This window comes from Micromonospora carbonacea, from assembly GCF_014205165.1.
Taxonomy (GTDB): domain Bacteria; phylum Actinomycetota; class Actinomycetes; order Mycobacteriales; family Micromonosporaceae; genus Micromonospora; species Micromonospora carbonacea.
The window spans coordinates 2,170,767-2,187,500 of the sequence record NZ_JACHMZ010000001.1 but is presented as its reverse complement, the minus strand read 5'-3'; the positions used below and the strand labels follow the sequence as shown (position 1 = coordinate 2,187,500).

General features: G+C 76.1%; 17 protein-coding genes (1 of these 17 cut by a window edge). 12 read left to right on the top strand and 5 right to left on the bottom strand.

Annotated features, from left to right (window positions below; genetic code table 11):
• The 4 genes from HDA31_RS09715 to HDA31_RS32085 all read left to right on the top strand — a co-directional run.
• Positions 1 to 248, top strand: the 3' portion of a protein-coding gene (locus HDA31_RS09715; protein ID WP_178065510.1) for a PaaI family thioesterase. 142 nt of this gene lie to the left of the window's left edge; 248 of the gene's 390 nt are visible here — the last part of the coding sequence; its start codon lies off the left edge, out of view; it ends in the stop codon at positions 246 to 248.
• 115 nt (positions 249 to 363) lie between these two features.
• Positions 364 to 1,590, top strand: a complete 1,227-nt coding sequence (locus tag HDA31_RS09710; RefSeq protein WP_178065511.1) for an NRAMP family divalent metal transporter — start codon at positions 364 to 366, stop codon at positions 1,588 to 1,590.
• A 2-nt stretch (positions 1,591 to 1,592) separates the two neighbouring features.
• A complete protein-coding gene (locus tag HDA31_RS09705) occupies positions 1,593 to 1,967 on the top strand; it encodes a hypothetical protein (RefSeq protein ID WP_221487175.1) in 375 nt (124 codons plus the stop codon).
• Positions 1,954 to 2,406: a PRC-barrel domain containing protein gene (locus HDA31_RS32085; protein ID WP_246383982.1), complete on the top strand. Its 453-nt coding sequence runs from the start codon at positions 1,954 to 1,956 to the stop codon at positions 2,404 to 2,406. Before HDA31_RS09705 ends, HDA31_RS32085 begins: the two co-directional genes overlap by 14 nt.
• 3 nt (positions 2,407 to 2,409) lie before the next feature.
• On the opposite strand, the gene HDA31_RS09695 is transcribed toward HDA31_RS32085, so the two are convergent.
• The 3 genes from HDA31_RS09695 to HDA31_RS09685 all read right to left on the bottom strand — a co-directional run bounded on the left by HDA31_RS09695 (position 2,410) and on the right by HDA31_RS09685 (position 5,194).
• Positions 2,410 to 3,747 (bottom strand): hemolysin family protein, encoded by a 1,338-nt coding sequence (locus HDA31_RS09695; protein WP_178065513.1) that lies wholly within the window; start codon positions 3,745 to 3,747, stop codon positions 2,410 to 2,412.
• Between the two features lie 177 nt (positions 3,748 to 3,924).
• Positions 3,925 to 4,557 (bottom strand): hypothetical protein, encoded by a 633-nt coding sequence (locus HDA31_RS09690; RefSeq protein ID WP_178065514.1) that lies wholly within the window; start codon positions 4,555 to 4,557, stop codon positions 3,925 to 3,927.
• A 64-nt stretch (positions 4,558 to 4,621) separates the two neighbouring features.
• Complete coding sequence (locus tag HDA31_RS09685) at positions 4,622 to 5,194, bottom strand: GNAT family N-acetyltransferase (protein WP_178065515.1); 573 nt, start codon at positions 5,192 to 5,194, stop codon at positions 4,622 to 4,624.
• A gap of 137 nt (positions 5,195 to 5,331) precedes the next feature.
• Here HDA31_RS09685 and HDA31_RS09680 point away from each other — a divergent pair, with 137 nt between their 5' ends.
• The 5 genes from HDA31_RS09680 (at position 5,332) to HDA31_RS09660 (ending at position 10,624) form a co-directional block, all read left to right on the top strand.
• Positions 5,332 to 5,880 carry a hypothetical protein gene (locus HDA31_RS09680; RefSeq protein ID WP_246383984.1) on the top strand — a complete coding sequence of 183 codons (549 nt, stop codon included), beginning with the start codon at positions 5,332 to 5,334 and terminating at the stop codon, positions 5,878 to 5,880.
• A 178-nt stretch (positions 5,881 to 6,058) separates the two neighbouring features.
• The gene (locus HDA31_RS09675) at positions 6,059 to 7,069 is read left to right on the top strand and encodes an alcohol dehydrogenase catalytic domain-containing protein (protein ID WP_178065516.1); all 1,011 of its coding nucleotides are present in this window, start codon (positions 6,059 to 6,061) and stop codon (positions 7,067 to 7,069) included.
• A gap of 104 nt (positions 7,070 to 7,173) precedes the next feature.
• A complete protein-coding gene (gene pflB, locus HDA31_RS09670) occupies positions 7,174 to 9,420 on the top strand; it encodes a formate C-acetyltransferase (protein ID WP_178065517.1) in 2,247 nt (748 codons plus the stop codon).
• Positions 9,417 to 10,256, top strand: a complete 840-nt coding sequence (gene pflA, locus HDA31_RS09665) for a pyruvate formate-lyase-activating protein (RefSeq protein WP_376701372.1) — start codon at positions 9,417 to 9,419, stop codon at positions 10,254 to 10,256. The genes pflB and pflA overlap by 4 nt, the downstream gene beginning before the upstream one ends.
• A gap of 62 nt (positions 10,257 to 10,318) precedes the next feature.
• A complete protein-coding gene (locus HDA31_RS09660) occupies positions 10,319 to 10,624 on the top strand; it encodes a hypothetical protein (RefSeq protein ID WP_178065518.1) in 306 nt (101 codons plus the stop codon).
• Between the two features lie 229 nt (positions 10,625 to 10,853).
• Here HDA31_RS09660 and HDA31_RS09655 read toward each other — a convergent pair whose 3' ends face one another.
• Both HDA31_RS09655 and HDA31_RS09650 read right to left on the bottom strand, forming a co-directional pair.
• The gene (locus tag HDA31_RS09655) at positions 10,854 to 11,330 is read right to left on the bottom strand and encodes a cyclic nucleotide-binding domain-containing protein (RefSeq protein ID WP_178065519.1); all 477 of its coding nucleotides are present in this window, start codon (positions 11,328 to 11,330) and stop codon (positions 10,854 to 10,856) included.
• A gap of 57 nt (positions 11,331 to 11,387) precedes the next feature.
• A complete protein-coding gene (locus tag HDA31_RS09650) occupies positions 11,388 to 11,804 on the bottom strand; it encodes an Hsp20/alpha crystallin family protein (RefSeq protein WP_178065520.1) in 417 nt (138 codons plus the stop codon).
• Between the two features lie 210 nt (positions 11,805 to 12,014).
• Here HDA31_RS09650 and HDA31_RS09645 point away from each other — a divergent pair, with 210 nt between their 5' ends.
• The 3 genes from HDA31_RS09645 to HDA31_RS09635 all read left to right on the top strand — a co-directional run bounded on the left by HDA31_RS09645 (position 12,015) and on the right by HDA31_RS09635 (position 16,718).
• Positions 12,015 to 14,678, top strand: coding sequence for a cation-translocating P-type ATPase (locus HDA31_RS09645; RefSeq protein ID WP_219824928.1), 2,664 nt, complete (start codon positions 12,015 to 12,017; stop codon positions 14,676 to 14,678).
• Between the two features lie 49 nt (positions 14,679 to 14,727).
• Complete coding sequence (locus HDA31_RS09640) at positions 14,728 to 15,609, top strand: universal stress protein (protein WP_178065521.1); 882 nt, start codon at positions 14,728 to 14,730, stop codon at positions 15,607 to 15,609.
• 224 nt (positions 15,610 to 15,833) lie between these two features.
• Positions 15,834 to 16,718: a universal stress protein gene (locus HDA31_RS09635; RefSeq protein ID WP_178065522.1), complete on the top strand. Its 885-nt coding sequence runs from the start codon at positions 15,834 to 15,836 to the stop codon at positions 16,716 to 16,718.
• The last annotated feature ends 16 nt before the right edge of the window (positions 16,719 to 16,734 follow it).

Below are 16,734 nucleotides of genomic sequence, written 5' to 3'. Positions count from 1 at the left end.
ACTGCGCGGTGGTGGAGACCGCCGCGAGCATCGGCGGCGCGCTGTGGCTGGGCGGGCAGGGCCGGGTGGTCGGGGTGTCGAACCAGACGGACTTCCTGCGTGCGGTCCGCGAGGGCGAGCTGACGGCCGTGGGCACTCCGGTGCACCGGGGCCGCAGCCAGCAGCTCTGGCAGGTGGAGATCTCCGACGACGCGGGGCGGCTGGTCTCCCGGGGTCAGGTGCGCCTGCAGAACCTCACGGGCGGCTGACCCCCGCCTCCCGCGCCGCCGCTGCCCGATTCGGGCCTGAGGTGCGGTTCGGGGCCTGAGGCGCGTTACGTCCCGATATCGTCGCGGCGATGGCACCTGTCGACCCGCGCCCGAGGTGAGGAAGCTCCTCGCCGCGACGCTCGGCGTGCTCTCCGCCGTCGGCGGGTTCGTGGACATCGGGGACCTGGTGGCGGCGAGCCAGGCGGGGGCGCGCTTCGGCATGGCGCACGCCTGGGTGCTGCTGCTCGGGGTGGTGGGCATCTGCGCGTACGCCGAGATGGCCGGCCGGGTCGCGGCCGTGAGTGGCCGGGCGGTGTTCGACCTGGTCCGGGAGCGGCTGGGGCCCCGGGTGGCGCTGCTGAACCTGGTGGCGTCCTACCTGGTGACCGTGCTGACCCTCGCCGCCGAGCTGGGTGGCGTCGGGCTGGCCCTGCAACTGGCCTCCGGGCTGAGCTACCTGCTCTGGGTGCCGGTGGCCGCGGCGGCGGTCTGGCTGGTGCTGTGGCGGATGCGCTTCCAGCTGATGGAACGGGTGTTCGGCCTGGCCGGGCTGGCCCTGGTGGGGTTCGCGGCGGCGCTGTTCCGGTTGCCGACCGACTGGGCGGAGCTCGGTCGGTCGGCGGTGCACGGCGGGGCGGCGGGGCAGGGCTGGGGGACGTACTGGTTCGTGGCGGTGGCGCTGTTCGCCTCCACGGTCAGCCCGTACGAGGTGTTCTTCTTCTCCTCCGGCGCGGTGGAGGAGCGGTGGAGCGCCGCCGACCTGGCCGACGCCCGGTCCAGCGTGCTGATCGGGTTCCCCGTCGGCGGGTTCCTCGCCCTGTCGCTGATGGCCACGGCGGCGGTGGTGTACCACCCGGGCGGGGCGTCGCCGGACTCGCTCGCCCAGGTGGCGCAGCCGGCGGTCCTCGCGTTCGGGGCGACGGGGCTGGTGGTGGCGGCGCTGGCGTTCTTCGCCGTGACGTTCGGGGCCGCGCTGGAGACGGGGCTGTCCGCCGCGTACGCCGCCGCGCAGTACTTCGGCTGGCAGTGGGGCAAGCGGGTGAGTCCCCGCGAGGCGGCCCGGTTCCACAGCGTGCTGCTGGTCAGCGTCCTGCTCGGGGTGCTGGTGCTGCTGACGACTGTCGACCCGGTGACGCTGACGGAGCACATGCTGGTGCTCAGCGCGGTGGTGCTGCCGCTGACGTACCTGCCGATCCTGATCGTGGCCAACGACCGGACGTACCTGGGCGACCGGGTCAACGGGCCGCTGGCGAACCTGCTGGGGATGGTGTTCCTGCTGGTCATCGTGGTCGCGGCGGTGGCGGCGGTCCCGCTGGCGGTGGCGACGGGGATGGGCCGGTGAGGATGCAGCTCGGCCGGCGGCTGCTCGACCGGCAGATCGTCGACCGCGACGGCCGGCTGGTCGGCAAGGTCGACGACGTGGAGTTCGCCGTCGACGCGGACGGGGTGCCGTACGTGGCCGCCCTGCTCACCGGGCAGGCGGCGCTCGGGCAGCGGATCGGGGGCCGGGTCGGCCGGCTCCTCGTCGCGGTGGCCGTCCGGTTCACCGAGGACCGGGCGGTGACGCCGCTGCGCATCCCGTACCGGCTGGTGGCGCGGGTGGACAGCGCGGTGCGGCTGCGCGTCTGCCTCGACGACCTGCCGTCCGCGCCGGTGGAGCGGTGGCTGCGCCGGCACCTGATCGACCGGATCCCGGGGGCCGACCGTGCGAGCGGGTGAGCTGCTCGGCCGCACCGCGTACGACCTGCACGGCCGGCGGCTGGGCCGGGTGGTGGACGTGGTGGTGCGCGGGGTGGTTCCCGACGGGCGGCTGCGGCTGACCGACCTGGTCGTCGCCGGGCGCTGGTACGCCCGGGTCAGCGGGCGGCTGATCGGCGCGGAGCGGCACCCGTCGGGGCCGTGGCTGGTCCGCCTGGTCGCGCGGGCGCTGCGCGGCAGCAGCCGCCAGGTGCCGGCCGACGCGGTCCGGTTGGTGCCGCCGGTGCCCGGCTTCCCGTTCGGCGCGGCGCACCCGCGCCGGCCGCCGGGACCCCAGGACCGGCCGCAGCAGCCGCAGGACCGGCCACCGGGACCGCAGGACCAGCCGCCGCAGCAGCAGCACCGGCCGCCGCCGGAGGATCCGCCCGGGCGGCCGGCGGGACCGGCGGGGCCCGGCTGAGGGTCAGCTCCGGGCCGGGTCGAGGGCTGGCTCGGCGTCGGGCTCCGCGTCGGCGTCGGGCTCGGTCGGGGCGGCGACGCGGCGCAGCCGTACGGACGTGATGGCCCGCTGGTCGATGTCGGCGACCTCCAGTGCCCAGCCGTCGATGGTGACGTCCTCCCCCGGCACGGTGGGGATGTGTCCCAGCAGGGTCAGGACCAGGCCGGCGACGGTCGTGTAGTCGCCGGCGGGGCGGCCGGGCAGCTCCACGCCGACGTCGACGAGGTCGTGCACGGGGAAGGTGCCGGGCAGCAGCATCGCGCCGTCGTCCTCGGTGCGCACGGCGCGCACGTCCCGGTCCGTCTCGTCGTAGATCTCGCCGACGATCTCCTCGAGGATGTCCTCCAGCGTGACGATGCCGTCGACGGCGCCGCGCTCGTCGACGACGAGGGCGATGTGCTGACGTTCCGCCTTGAACTGGCGCAACGCGTCGACCACGGGCAGCGAGTCGGGCAACAGCATGAGCGGGCGGGCGCACTCGTCGACGGGCCGGTCGTCGGGCACCCCGACCAGGTCGCGCAGGTGGATCACGCCGACCGCGTCGTCGAGGCCGCCGTGGCGCACCACCGGCGCCCGGGAGTGCCCGGTCGCGGCCAGGACCAGCCGCGCGGCCTCCGCGGTGGTGCCGCTGTCGAGCGTGAAGACCTGCAACCGGGGTACGAGCACCGCGCGCAGCCGCCGGTCGGCGATCTCGACCGCCCCGGCGATGATGGTCCGCTGTTCCTTGGTGAAGCCGTGGTTGCCGGCGACGATGTCGCGTAGCTCGTCGGGGCCGATCTCGTCCGGCTCGTGTCTGGGGTCGAGCCCGACGAGGCGGACCACCAGGTCGCTGGTCGCGCCGAGCGCCCAGACGGCGGGGCGGGTGAAGCTGGCGAGCAGGTCCAGCGGGCGGGCCACCAGCAGCGCCCAGCGCTCGGCGGCCTGCATGGCGATCCGCTTCGGGGCCAACTCGCCGAAGACGAGGGTGACGAACGTCAGCGCCAGGGTGACCGCGACGATGGCGACCGTCTCGGCGGCGGAGCCGAACACGCCGAGCAGCGGCACGAGGGGTTTGGCCAGGGAGACGGCCGCGGCGGCCGAGGCGAGGAAACCGGCGAGGGTGATGCCGATCTGGATGGTGGCGAGGAAGCGGTTCGGGTCCCGGGCGAGGCGGGCCAGCACCCGGCCGGCCCGGCCGCTGCGCTCCAACCGTTGGACCTGGCTGTCGCGCAGCGAGACCAGCGCCATCTCGCTGCCGGCGAAGATCGCGTTGAGGACGACCAGGACTCCGACCAGGGCCAGTTGGCTCCAGTAGCTCTGCACGCCCGGTTCTCTCCCTCGCTCCGACGGCCCCGGCCGCGACGGCCGGCGGCGCCGCCCGGCGGGCCCGGGACGACGTAGGCCCCTCTGTGCCCCGTCGGAGTCTCGGCGAATCCTCCGCCCGCCGACGGCCGGGTCGGTGCCGGCGTGTCGGCCGGTCGCCCGCCCCGTCGGGGCCGGTCAGGCCCGGCCGGCGGTGGGCAGGTCGAGCACGTACGCGTCGTCCTCGGCGCGGAAGCCGAGCCGGTGGTAGTAGGGGGCGACCATGCCCGGCGGGCTGACCACCCGGCGGAATCCCCGGTCGGTGAAGAGGCTGCTGCGCCGGTAGACGAACTCGCCGGGGGTGAAGTCGCGAAACGGCGGGGTGACGTAGTCGAGGTCGACCTGGGCGGTGTCGTCGCCCTCGGCGTGCGAGAGGACCACCCCGACCACCTCGTCGGCGCGGACGACCAGGAACGCGGAGCGGCGGGCGGTGTGCTCGCCCCAGTGGAAGCCGGGGTTGAACCGGGCGATGTCGGTGGCGTGCACGCGTAGGGTGTGTGCCAGGAACTGGTCGTCGACGCCCACCTCGACCACCTGGTACGTCTGCTCGTCGTGCCGGGTGGCGAGCATCCTGCGCAGGTACCACACGTTGATGACGGCGAGCACGACGTTCAGCCCGACCATCGGCCACACGGCGAGGGCGGCGTTGTAGCCGATCAGCACGACGCAGCCGACGAGGTTGAGGGCGCGCAGGCGGAGGATGCGCGCTTGTAGCAGGGACCAGACCAGCAGCGCGGAGCCGGTCCAGCCGATCAAGTCCAGCCAGTTCACCCCGCGAGACTAGTGCCCGCCCAGCTCAGGCCGGCTGTGGGGCGGTGCCGGCGGGTGCCGGCGCTCAGGCGGCCAGCTCGAGGACCCACTCCTCGACGACGGCGCGGCGGCCGTTGGCGTACCCCGAGTCCTCGCCGACCACGACGAAGCCGCACTTGCGCAGCACGGCGAGGGACGCGGCGTTGTCCTTGGCGGCGCGGGCGCGCACCGGGCGGCGCGGCAGCTCGGCCAGCAGGGCGGCGAGGGCCCCGGTGGCGTGGCCGCGGCCCCAGCGGGCCCGGTCGATCCAGTAGCTGACCTCGGTCTGGTCGTCGACGGGGAAGGCGGCCACGTGGCCGACGACCGCGTCGTCGACGGTGACGGTGCGGGTGACGATCGCCGGGTCGGCGCGGATGCGCCGCCAGTGCGTCTCGAACGCCGCCCGGTCGGCCGGGTCGACGGGGCCGAACGCCGCCACCCAGTTGGCCTGCGCGTCCTGCTCGAAGGCGAAGAAGTGGGGCAGGTCGTCGTCGCGCACCGGGCGCAGGCGCACGGCCTCGCCGGTCGCGGCGGGCGGGCGGAGATCCTCGGCGGTCACCCGGGCAGGGTACCGGCGGGCTCCGACAGGCCGGGACCTCCGGCCCGGCGGTGGTCCCATCCGGCCCTGTCGACGGCCCGCGGCGGCCCGCTACGAAGGAGGGGGACGACGTTCCCGCACGCCGGACGGGCCGCGGCGCACCCGGCCGGCGCGCCGTCCGACAGCCGCTGACCCGACAACCGAACGGAGGTCGCGCCATGACCGCGATCCTGAACGCCACCGGACCCGCCCCACTGTCCCCGCCCGCGCGCCCGCCCGCGCCCTCGCCGCAGCAACCGGCGGCGCAGGAACCGGCACCGCAGGCACAGCCGGCGCAGGCTCCGGCGGTGCTGCCGTCCTCGGCGCAGGCGTGCCCGGAGGCCGGGCACCGGTCCGCCGGGCAGGTCGGCCCCGTGCTCGTCCTGCCCGGCGCCGCGCCGGCCGCGGTGGTGCCGGTGGCCCGCGACGGCCGGCCGGTCGGGGCCTTCGTGCTCGCCGGTGGCCGGGTGCGCTACCGCACGCTGGCCGACCCGGACCGGGTGCTCGCCGCGGCGACCGGCGCGCTGGCCGTCGGGCTGGTCACCGCCGCGGTGGCGGTGGTCGCCAGCCGGCGTCGCCCGCCGGCCATCGGCACGGTGCGGATGGGGCCGGGCGGATGGGTGAGCCTGCGCGGCGTCCGCGCCCCGGCCCTGCGCTCGACCGGCCCCCGCCCCTGGTGGGCCCACGTCCTGCGCGCCCACCGCCTCCCCGACTCCCACCGTCGATGAGTTGACCAGGAGGTTTGCGTCAGGTTTCGCCCCGGCCGGGACGCAAACCTCTTGATCACCGGGCTGGATGGGGGTGGGGGGCGAAGGTCCCGGGTGGGGTGGTCCGGGGACTCTGCCTCCGGCGGGGTGGACGGAGCAGATTGAGGGTGGAAGCGACAACGGAGCTGGGAGGCCCCCGATGCGTGCGAGTGTCGTCACCGCGTTCGACCGTCCCTTGGAGATGTTCGACCTGCCCGTGCCGGAGCCGGGCCCGGGCGAGATCCTCGTCCGGATCGAGGCCAGCGGCCTGTGCCACACCGACATCCACGCCGCGCGCGGCGACTGGCCGGTCAAGCCGAACCCGCCGTTCGTCCCCGGGCACGAGGGCGTCGGCATCGTCGAGCGGATCGGCGCGGGGGTGACCGAGCACGCCGTCGGCGACCGGGTGGCCCTGCCCTGGCTCGGCTGGGCGTGCGGGACCTGCGGGTACTGCGTCACCGGGTGGGAGACGCTGTGCGAGGCGCAGCGCAACACCGGGTACACCCTCGACGGCGCGCACGCCGAGTACGCGGTCGCGTCCGCCCGCTACGCCGTCGCCGTCCCCGCCGGGGTGGACCCGGCCGAGGCCGCCCCGCTGACCTGCGCGGGCGTCACCACGTACAAGGCGGTGAAGGTCGCCGGGGTGCGGCCCGGCGACCGGGTGGCGGTCTTCGGCATCGGCGGCCTGGGCCACCTCGCCCAGCAGTACGCGCAGCTGTTCGGCGGCGAGACGGTCGCCGTCGACGTCACCGCCGAGAAGCTGGCCCTCGCCGCCTCGCTCGGCGCGACGCACACCGTCGACGCCACCGACGTCGACCCGGTCGAGGCGATCACCGCGCTCGGCGGGGTGGACGTGGCGATCGTGCTGGCCGCCGACCCGCGCGTCGTCGAGCAGGCGCACCGCTGCCTGCGCCGCGGCGGCCGGCTGGTGCTGGTGTCGCTGCCGAAGGACAACGAGATCACCCTGCCGGTCTTCGAGACCGTGCTCAAGGGCATCACCGTCGTCGGCTCGATCGTGGGCACCCGCGCCGACCTGGCCGAGGTGTTCCGGCTGCACGCCGCCGGCCGCACCCACGTCGCGTACGAGGTGCGCAAGCTCGACGAGATCAACGAGGCGATCGAGGACGTGCTGGCCGGCCGGGTCGCCGCCCGCCTCGTGCTGCGGCCGTGAGCCGCCCGCGGCCGGCCGGTACCCACCTGCCGGCCAGCCCGCGCCGGTCGGCCGGCCGCCGACCAGCCGCGCACCGCCACCCCACCGACCGGAAGGACACGACGATGACCGGCACCGAGCACGTCCGCGACCCGTGGCGGGGCTTCGCCGACGGGGCGTGGCGCACCACGATCGACGTGGCGGACTTCGTGCGCCGCAACCACGAGCCGTACACCGGCGACGCCGGGTTCCTCGCCGGCCCGACCGAGCGGACCCTGGCGGTCTGGGGACGGCTCACCGACATGTTCGGCGAGGAGCGCCGCCGCGGCGTGTACGACGTCGACGCGGCCACCCCGTCCACGATCACCGCCCACGCCCCCGGGTACGTCGACGCCGACCGGGAGCTGATCGTCGGGTTGCAGACCGACGCGCCGCTGCGCCGGGCGATCATGCCGGCCGGCGGGCTGCGGATGGTCGAGACCGCGCTGCGGGCGTACGGCTACGAGCCGGACCCGGCGGTGCACCGGATCTACACCCGCTACCGCAGGACGCACAACGACGCGGTGTTCGACGCGTACCCGGCGGACGTCCTCGCGGCGCGGCGCTCGCACGTCATCACCGGCCTGCCCGACGCGTACGGGCGGGGCCGGATCATCGGCGACTACCGGCGGGTGGCCCTGTACGGGGTGGACCGGCTCGTCGCCGAGCGCCGGGCGCTGAAGGCGGCCCTGGACGACCGGCCGTCGACCGACGACGTGATCCGCGAGCGGGAGGAGCTGGCCGAGCAGATCCGCGCCCTCGGCGAGCTGACCGAGATGGCCGCCGCCTACGGGTACGACGTCTCCGGCCCGGCCACGACCGGCCGTGAGGCGATCCAGTGGCTGTACTTCGCGTACCTGGCCGCCACGAAGGAGCAGAACGGGGCGGCGATGTCGCTCGGGCGGACCGCGAACTTCGTGGACGCCTACCTGCGGCGGGACCTCGCCGAGGGGCGGCTGGACGAGGCCGGCGCGCAGGAGCTGGTCGACGACTTCGTGATCAAGCTGCGGATCGTGCGGTTCCTGCGCACCCCCGAGTACGACCAGCTCTTCTCCGGCGACCCGACGTGGGTCACCGAGTCCCTCGGCGGGATCGGCGCCGACGGCCGGCCGCTGGTGACCCGCACCAGCTTCCGCTACCTGCAGACCCTCTACAACCTCGGGCCGGCGCCGGAGCCGAACCTGACCGTGCTGTGGTCGCCCCGGCTCCCCGAGGGGTTCAAGCGGTTCTGCGCCCAGGTGTCGCTGGACACCAGCGCCATCCAGTACGAGAACGACGAGCTGATCCGGCCCGCGTACGACGACGACACCGCGATCGCCTGCTGCGTGTCGGCGATGCGGGTCGGCAAGGACATGCAGTTCTTCGGGGCGCGGGCGAACCTGGCCAAGGCGCTGCTGTACGCCATCAACGGCGGCCGGGACGAGCTGACCGGCGACCAGGTCGCCCCGCCCGCCCCGCCGGTCGGCGGCGAGACGCTCGACTACGACGAGGTGCTCGCCGCGTACGACCGGACGCTGGACTGGCTGGCCGAGACGTACGTGGACGCGCTCAACGTCATCCACCACATGCACGACCGGTACGCCTACGAACGGCTGGAGATGGCGCTGCACGACCACCCGGTGCACCGGTTCATGGCCACCGGCGTCGCCGGGCTGTCGGTGGCGGTGGACAGCCTCGCCGCCATCCGGTACGGAAAGGTGAAGGTGCTGCGCGACGCCACCGGCCTGGCCGTCGACTACGCCGTGGAGGGCGAGCCGCCCACCTACGGCAACGACGACGACCGGGCCGACGAGATCGCGGTGTGGCTGGTCGAGACGTTCGCGGAGAAGCTGCGCCGGCAGCGCACCTACCGCGACGCGGAGCTGACCATGTCGGTGCTCACCATCACCTCGAACGTGGTGTACGGCAAGCACACCGGCAACACCCCCGACGGGCGGCGGGCCGGCGAGCCGTTCGCCCCGGGCGCGAACCCGATGAACGGGCGGGACACCCACGGCCTCGTCGCGGCGGCGCTGTCGGTGGCGAAGCTGCCGTACGCCGCGGCGCGCGACGGGATCTCGCTGACCGGCACGGTCACCCCCGACGGGCTGGGGCACACCCGCGACGAGCGGATCGCCAACCTGGCCGGGGTGCTCGACGGGTACGCCGACGCGGGCGGGTTCCACCTCAACGTCAACGTGCTGGACCGGGCCACCCTGCTCGACGCGATGGCCCACCCGGAGCGCTACCCGCAGCTCACCGTCCGGGTCTCCGGGTACGCGGTGAACTTCGTCCGGCTCACGCCGGAGCAGCAGCGCGACGTGGTGTCCCGCACCTTCCACGGTTCGCTGTGACCGGGCCGCTGGCGACCGGCCGGGCCGGCGGGGCAGACGCCCCGCCGGCCGGGGCCGCGCCGCTGCCGGCGCGGGTCGGGCGGGGGCCCGCCGCAGCCGGGCGGGAGCTGACCGGGGCCGTGCACTCGTGGGACCTGTCGATCGGGGTGGACGGCCCCGGCACCCGGTTCGTGGCGTTCCTGGCCGGCTGCCCGCTGCGCTGCCGGTTCTGCCACAGCCCGGACACCTGGTACCGGCGCAGCGGCCGGCACCGCACGATCGACGAGCTGATGGCCCAGGTCGAGCGGTACCGGCGGTTCATCTCGGTGGCCGGCGGCGGGGTGACGATCAGCGGCGGCGAGCCGCTGATGCAGCCACGGTTCACCGGCGAGGTGCTGCGCCGCTGTCACGCGCTGGGCCTGCACACGGCCCTGGACACCTCCGGCTTCCTCGGCGCACGCGCCGACGACGCCCTGCTCGACGCCACCGACCTGGTGCTGCTGGACGTCAAGTCGCGCGACCCGGCGACGTACCGGCGGGTGACCCGCACCGGGGAGATCGGGCCGACCCTGCGCTTCGGCCGCCGGCTCGCGGCCCGGGGCACCCCGATCTGGATCCGGTTCGTGCTGGTGCCCGGCCTCACCGACGCGCCCGACAACGTCGCCGGGGTCGCCGACTTCGCCGCCGAACTGCCCAGCCTGCAACGGGTGGAGGTGCTGCCGTTCCACCGGCTCGGCGCGCACAAGTACGCGGAGCTGGGCCTGACGTTCCCCCTCGCCGGCACCGAGCCGCCCACGCCGGAGCTGCTGGAGCGGGTACGCGGCCAGTTCGCCGCCCGGGGCCTGACGGTCACCTGAGCGCCCGGCAGTCCCGGGACGTCGGCCCGCCGGGTCGCGGGATCATGACAGGATCGGGTGCCATGAGGGAATCACGGACGTCTCATCGGGTCCTGGGCCGGCTGGCCCCGGCGCGGGCGACGGGCGCGGCGGCCACCGGCGCCCAGGCGACGGGGGCGCGGGCGGTGGGCGCGCTCTCCGCGGGGGCGATGGCCGTCGGGGCGCTGGCGGTGGGGGCGAGCGCCCTGGCCGTCGTCGCGATCGGGCGGCTGGTGGTCCGCCGGGCGGTGATCCGGGAGCTGCGCATCGGTCGGCTGGAGGTCGACGAGCTGATCGTGCACCGCCGCGTCGACGGCGACGCCGTCCGAGGCGCCACCGAAGCCGGGTGACGTCCGGTCGCGGGGATGGTCGGCCGGGGCCAGGGTCCGCAGCCGGGGCGAGGCCGTGGGACAGGGCCGGCGATGCCGCGAGACGGCGCATAGGGAGCTGAGTCATCCACGTCATCACCCGTGTGTGATGTCGTTTTCGACTCAGCTCCCTATGCGCCGGCAGGAGCCGCCCCCGCCGGACGGCGCGCCCGAGGGGCCAACCGGGCCAGAACCCGGCCCGAGGTCCGGGTCAGCCCGTCGGGGGCAGGGCCGTCGGGTAGCCGTAGAGGTCGAGCAGGCGGATGCGGGCCGACTGGAGCCGGTCCACCACCACGCTCATGAACCGGGTGGTGAGCTGCCGGCCGAACGCGTCGTCGAACTCCATCATCCGCCGCACCCCGGCGGCGGTGAACTCCACGGCCGGGGTGCGGCGCACGGCGACCGCGCCGAACTGCCACCGGTACGGCGGGAACAGCCAGGACCAGCCGAGCACCCCGCCCGGGCCGATCGTGTCGATGCCCACGTCGCCGCGCCCGGGGACCGGGAAGTCCAGGGCCACCTCACCGCCCCGGACCAGCCAGAACCGCTCGGCGGGCTGACCGGCCCGGAACAGCCGGTGCCCGGGGTGCCAGACGACGGGGCGGGCGTACCCGGTGAGCCGGGGCAGCCACTCCTCGGGCACGCCGGTGAGGAACGGGTGTTCGCGGAGCATGTCCAGCGGGGTCATCGGCGGGTCTCCTCGTCGTGGGAGGGGCCCGGCGCGCGGCCGGGCCCCGTGGTCACCTCAGTGGGCGCCGTGTTCGACGGTGATCGGGATCTCCCGGGCGGCCGGCTCCGGCTCGCCGACCGTGGCGGTGATCTCCAGGATCCCGTCGGCGTACGCGGCCCGGAGGGTCTCCTGCTTCAGCCCCGCCGGCAGCGGGACCAGCCGGGAGAAGGAGCCGTAGTGGAACTCGGTGCGGACCTTGTCGGCGTGGCTCTCCCGGCGCACCACGTCCAGCCGCAGGTTCTCCCCGGTCAGGGTGATCCGCACGTCCTTGGCCGGGTCGACGCCCGGCAGCTCGGCGCGCACCACGTACCGGTCGCCGTCGAGGTAGTCCTCGACCCTGATGGTCGGGGCCAGCATCGGCAGCCAGGACAGGTTGGTCCAGTCGAACGGCGCGAGCGTGCCGCCGCCCCTGAACTTCGTGACGGTGGACATCTTCGACCTCCTTGTCGATCGTCCTGCCTCCCATCCGACTCCTGTGCGGCCCGCGGCGTCAGGGCCGTTGGTCCCGGGCCACCTGGGAGAAACGCCTCTGCCGCCGCGCCGGGCGGCGGCGCGACGGTGGAGGGGGACGGCGTGCCCGGTGACGCGCCGCGCGGACAGGGAGGTCAGTGGTGGCAGTACCCGTCGGACGGGAGCGGAGCGGTGCTCGCTGACACCCGGCCCCGCGTGGCCACGCCGGACGTCCCCGCCGCGCCGACGGGCCTGGGGGCCGCCGAGGCCGCCGCGCGGCTGGCCGCCGAGGGACCCAACAGCGTCGCCCGGCCGCGGCGCCGGCACCTGGCGACCCGCGTGCTGCGGCAGCTCGCCGACCCGCTGGTGGCGCTCCTGCTGGCCGCGGCCGTGGTCACCGGCGTGCTCGGCGACTGGCCGGACACCGCCGTCATCGCGCTGGTGGTGCTGGTGAACACCGCGATCGGGGTGGTACAGGAGGTCCGCGCGGACCGCGCGATCGCCGCGCTGGACCAGCTCGCCGCGCCGACCGCCCGGGTCGTCCGCGACGGCGCGGACCTGATCGTGCCGGCCTCCGTCGTGGTCCGTGGCGATCTGGTACGCGTCGAGGCCGGCGACGTCGTCCCGGCCGACCTGCGGCTGGAGCGGGCCAGCCGGCTGCACCTGGACGAGTCGGCGCTGACCGGCGAGTCGGTGCCGGTGAGCCGGGACGTCGGCGAGGAGGTCGCCGCCGGCACGGTGGTGACCGTGGGCCGGGGCACCGGGACGGTGGTCCGCACCGGCCCGGCGAGCGCCCTGGGCCGGATCAGCGCGCTGGTGTCGGCCACCCGCCCCGGCGCCACCCCGATGCAGCGCCGGCTCGCCGGCCTGGGCCGGCTGCTGGGCCTGCTCGCGGTGGGGCTGTCCGCGCTGGTCTTCGGCATCGGCGTGCTCGGCGGCCGGCCCGTGGTGGACATGGCGATCACGGCGGTGAGCCTGGTCGTCGCGGCGGTGCCGGAGTCGCTGCCGGCCGTGGTGACCCTGGCCCTGGCGCTGGGGGCGCGGCGGATGGCCACGGCGCGCGCGATCCCCCGGCGGCTGCACGCGGTGGAGACGCTGGGCTCGGTGACCGTCATCGCGTCCGACAAGACGGGCACGCTCACCGAGGGCCGGATGGCGGTGCAGCGGGCGGTGACCGTCGACGGCGCGGGCTACGAGGTGACCGGCTCTGGCTACGAGCCGCGCGGGACGGTGCGCCGCGCGGGCGGGGCGGTGGGCGTACCCGACGAGCTGCGCCGCCTGGCGCGGGCCGGGCTGCTCTGCAACGACGCCGCGCTGGCCCCGCCCACCGACGAGCGGCCGGGGTGGGCGGCGGTCGGCGACCCGCTGGAGGCGGCGCTGGTGGCCTTCGCCGGCCGGTGCGGGCTGGACCCCGCGCTGACCCGGGCCGCGTGGCCCCGGGTCGCCGAGCACCCGTTCGACCAGGCGAACCGGCGGATGACGACGGTGCACCGGTCCTGCGACGGCCGCTGGCTGGTGGTGTGCAAGGGCGCGCCGGAGAACGTGCTCGCCGCGCCCCTGCTCGACGCGGACGACGGGGAGATCGCGGCGCTGACCGCGCGGGCGCACGAGCTGGCGGGGGCCGGGCTACGGGTGCTCGCGGTCGCGGCGGCGCTGGTGGACACGGTCCCCGACCCGGCCGCGCCGACCGGGCTGCGCCCGGTGGGGCTGGTCGCGGTCGGCGACCCGCTGCGCGCCGGGGCCGCCGAGATCGCGCGCCGGTTCGACGCCGCCGGCGTACGGCTGCTGCTGGTCACCGGCGACCACCCGGCGACGGCCGCCGCGATCGGCGGGCAGCTCGGGCTGTGGCGCGACGGCGACCCGGTGGTGCGGGGCGACGACGGCGACGTGACCGACGCACACCCGGCGGCCCGGGTGTACGCGCGGACCCAGCCGGAGCAGAAGCTCGACATCATCGCCGGGTTGCAGGCGCAGGGGCACGTGGTGGCGATGACCGGCGACGGCGTCAACGACGCGCCCGCGCTGCGCCGCGCGGACATCGGGGTGGCGATGGGCGGCGGCACGGAGGTGGCCCGCCAGGCCGCCGACCTGGTGCTGGTCGACGACGACCTGTCCACGGTCGCCGCCGCGATCGGCGAGGGGCGACGCAGCTACGACAACATCCGCCGGTTCCTGCGCTACGCCCTCTCCGGCGGGGTTGCCGAGATCGCGGTGATGCTGCTCGGCCCGCTGTGCGGGCTGGCCGTGCCGCTGCTGCCGGCGCAGATCCTCTGGATCAACCTGCTCACCCACGGGGTGCCGGGGGTGGCGCTCGGCGCGGAGCCGGCCGAGCCGGGCACCCTGCGCCGCGCGCCCCGCTCGCCGCAGGAGTCGGTGCTGGGCGCGGGCCTGGGACGCGACGTGCTGCTCACCGGGGCGCTGATCGCGGCCGTGGCGCTCGGCGCCGGGGTGCTCGCCGCCCACTGGGACCGGCCCTGGCAGTCGGTGGTCTTCGTGGTCCTGGGGCTGGCCCAGCTCGGGGTGGCGCTGGCGGTACGGTCCCCCCGGCCGGCGCGGCGCGACGCCGGCGCCGAGGCCGGGCGGGCGGGCAACCCGGCGCTGCTGGTCGCGGTGGCCGTCTCGGCGCTGTTGCAGGTGGCCGGCGTGCTGGTCGAGCCGCTGCGGGTGCTGCTCGGCACCGACCCGCTCGGCGCGACGGACCTGCTCGCCTGCGCGGCCGTGGCCGTCCTCCCCGGGCTGGTGCTGCGCCTGCTGCGGCCCCGCAGCGCCTCGGGCGGCCCGCCCGAGGCGACGCCCGACGGGCCGGGACGCCCGGACCGGGACCAACGGCCCGGCGACCGGGTCCGGCGGCCCTGACCGGCGCGGCCGGGTCGGGGCAGGCTGGAAGCGGAAGAAGGAGGACGTGATGACCATCAGATCCGGTGCCCCCGTCGTGGTGGGCGTGGACGGTTCCGACTCCGCGCTGCACGCGGTGCGGGTGGCGACCCGGGAGGCCGAGGCGCGGCACCGCCCGCTGCGGGTGGTGCACGCCTTCATCTGGCCGCTGCTCGGCACGCCGCTCGGGCCGGCCCCCGGCGGCCCGCCCGACGCCGGGCTGCGCAACTACGCGGAGCAGGTCGTCGCCGACGCCGTCGCCGAGGCGAAGAAGGTCTCCACCGAGGTGGACGTGACCGGCGAGCTCGTCGACGGCTCCCCCGTCCCGGTGCTGCTGCGGGAGTCCCGCGACGCGGCCCTGGTGGTGCTGGGCTCGCGGGGTCTGGGCGGCTTCGGCGAGCTGCTGGTCGGCTCGGCGGCGATCGGGGTGTCGGCGCGCGCCGACTGCCCGGTGCTCGTGATACGCGGCGAGGCCCGCGCCGACGGACCCGTGGTGGTGGGCGTCGACGGCTCGGCGCTGTCCGACGAGGCGATCGGGTTCGCCTTCGAGGAGGCGGCGCGCCGCGACACCGACCTGGTGGTCGTGCACGCGTGGCTCTTCCCCACCCCGGCCGCCCCCGGCGCGGTGCTGCCCCTGGCGTACGACCTCGACGCGATCGCCGAGGAGGAGGAACGGGTGCTCGCCGAGTCCGTCGCCGGCTGGTCGCAGCGGTACCCGGAGGTGACGGTGCACCGCCGCCTGGTCCGGGGCACGCCGGCCCGGGTGCTGGTCGAGGCGTCCCGGACGGCGCAGCTCACGGTCGTCGGCGCGCACGGCCGGGGCGCGTGGGGCGGGCTGCTGCTCGGCTCGGTCAGCCACGCCGTGCTGCACCACGCCGCCTCCCCCCTGGCGATCGTCCGCCACCACCGGTGAGGTGCAAGGAAGGGCCCCTTCCTAACGCATTCTGCATAGGAAGGGGCCCTTCCTAACGCCTGCACGCGCGGCGCGGCGCTGCACCCGCGGCGCTGCACCCGCGGCGCTGCACCCGCGGCGCTGCACCCCCGGGCCGCACACGCGGCGCGGCGTGTCCGGGCAAATGCTGGTGCCGGGCGGGGGCCGCGCCGACAATGACCTGTGATCGAGCACCGGGAGCGCTGATGAACCGACCTGTCGTGGTGGGGGTGGACGGATCCCCGTCGAGCCTGGTCGCCGCCGAGCACGCGGCGCAGCAGGCCGCCTGGCGGTCCCGGCCGCTGCTGCTGGTGCACGGCTACCTGCATCCGCTCGGCTACGGCGTGCCGCTCAACCCGTACGACATGGGGTTGCCCGCGCCCACCGAGGAGGCCCGGCGGATGCTGGACCGGACGGCGGAGGAGCTGCGCGGGCGCTGGCCCGGCGTCGCCGTCGAGACGCGGCAGGTGGCCGGGGGTCCGGCCGCGACCCTGGTGGCGGAGTCCCGGCGGGCGGAGCTGGTGGTGGTCGGCAGCCGGGGCCTGGGCGGCTTCGCCGGCCTGCTGCTCGGCTCGGTCGGCGCGCAGGTGGCCGGGCACGGGCACTGCCCGGTGCTCGTGGTGCGGCCCGAGGAGCAGCCGATCCCGGTCGGTGGGCCCGTGGTCGCCGGGGTGGACGGGTCGGAGCCGGGGCGGCTCGCCGCGGTGCTCGCCGCCGACGAGGCGGCCCGCCGGGGCGCCGGCCTGGTGCTGGTGCACGTGGCGACGGCCGACGACGCCGGCCCGGTGCCGGACGAGGTGGCGGAGTCCGGGACGGCGGCACGGGCGGAGTCGGCGGACCTGCTCGACGCCACCGCCGCCGAGGTGACGGCCGCCCACCCGGGCCTGGCCGTCGAGCGGCGGCCGGTGCGGGCGGCCAAGCCCGAGCGCGCCCTGATCGAGCTGAGCGGGGACGCGGCCCTGGTGGTGGTCGGCTCGCGCGGACGTGGCGGCTTCGTCGGCCTCGTGCTCGGCTCGGTCAGCCAGGCGCTCGTACAGCATGCGCACTGTCCGGTGCTGGTCGCCCGCCCGCAGCCGGCCGACGAGGCGTGACCCGGATGGCCGCCCG

Coding starts and splice junctions, on each gene's coding strand:
- HDA31_RS09705 (WP_221487175.1), top strand. CDS start 1,593: ATGCAGCTCGGCCGGCGGCTGCTCGACCGGCAGATCGTCGACCGCGAC.
- HDA31_RS09685 (WP_178065515.1), bottom strand. CDS start 5,194: ATGGGACCACCGCCGGGCCGGAGGTCCCGGCCTGTCGGAGCCCGCCGG.
- HDA31_RS09680 (WP_246383984.1), top strand. CDS start 5,332: ATGACCGCGATCCTGAACGCCACCGGACCCGCCCCACTGTCCCCGCCC.
- HDA31_RS09675 (WP_178065516.1), top strand. CDS start 6,059: ATGCGTGCGAGTGTCGTCACCGCGTTCGACCGTCCCTTGGAGATGTTC.
- pflB (WP_178065517.1), top strand. CDS start 7,174: ATGACCGGCACCGAGCACGTCCGCGACCCGTGGCGGGGCTTCGCCGAC.
- HDA31_RS09660 (WP_178065518.1), top strand. CDS start 10,319: ATGAGGGAATCACGGACGTCTCATCGGGTCCTGGGCCGGCTGGCCCCG.
- HDA31_RS09655 (WP_178065519.1), bottom strand. CDS start 11,330: ATGACCCCGCTGGACATGCTCCGCGAACACCCGTTCCTCACCGGCGTG.
- HDA31_RS09650 (WP_178065520.1), bottom strand. CDS start 11,804: ATGTCCACCGTCACGAAGTTCAGGGGCGGCGGCACGCTCGCGCCGTTC.
- HDA31_RS09640 (WP_178065521.1), top strand. CDS start 14,728: ATGACCATCAGATCCGGTGCCCCCGTCGTGGTGGGCGTGGACGGTTCC.
- HDA31_RS09635 (WP_178065522.1), top strand. CDS start 15,834: ATGAACCGACCTGTCGTGGTGGGGGTGGACGGATCCCCGTCGAGCCTG.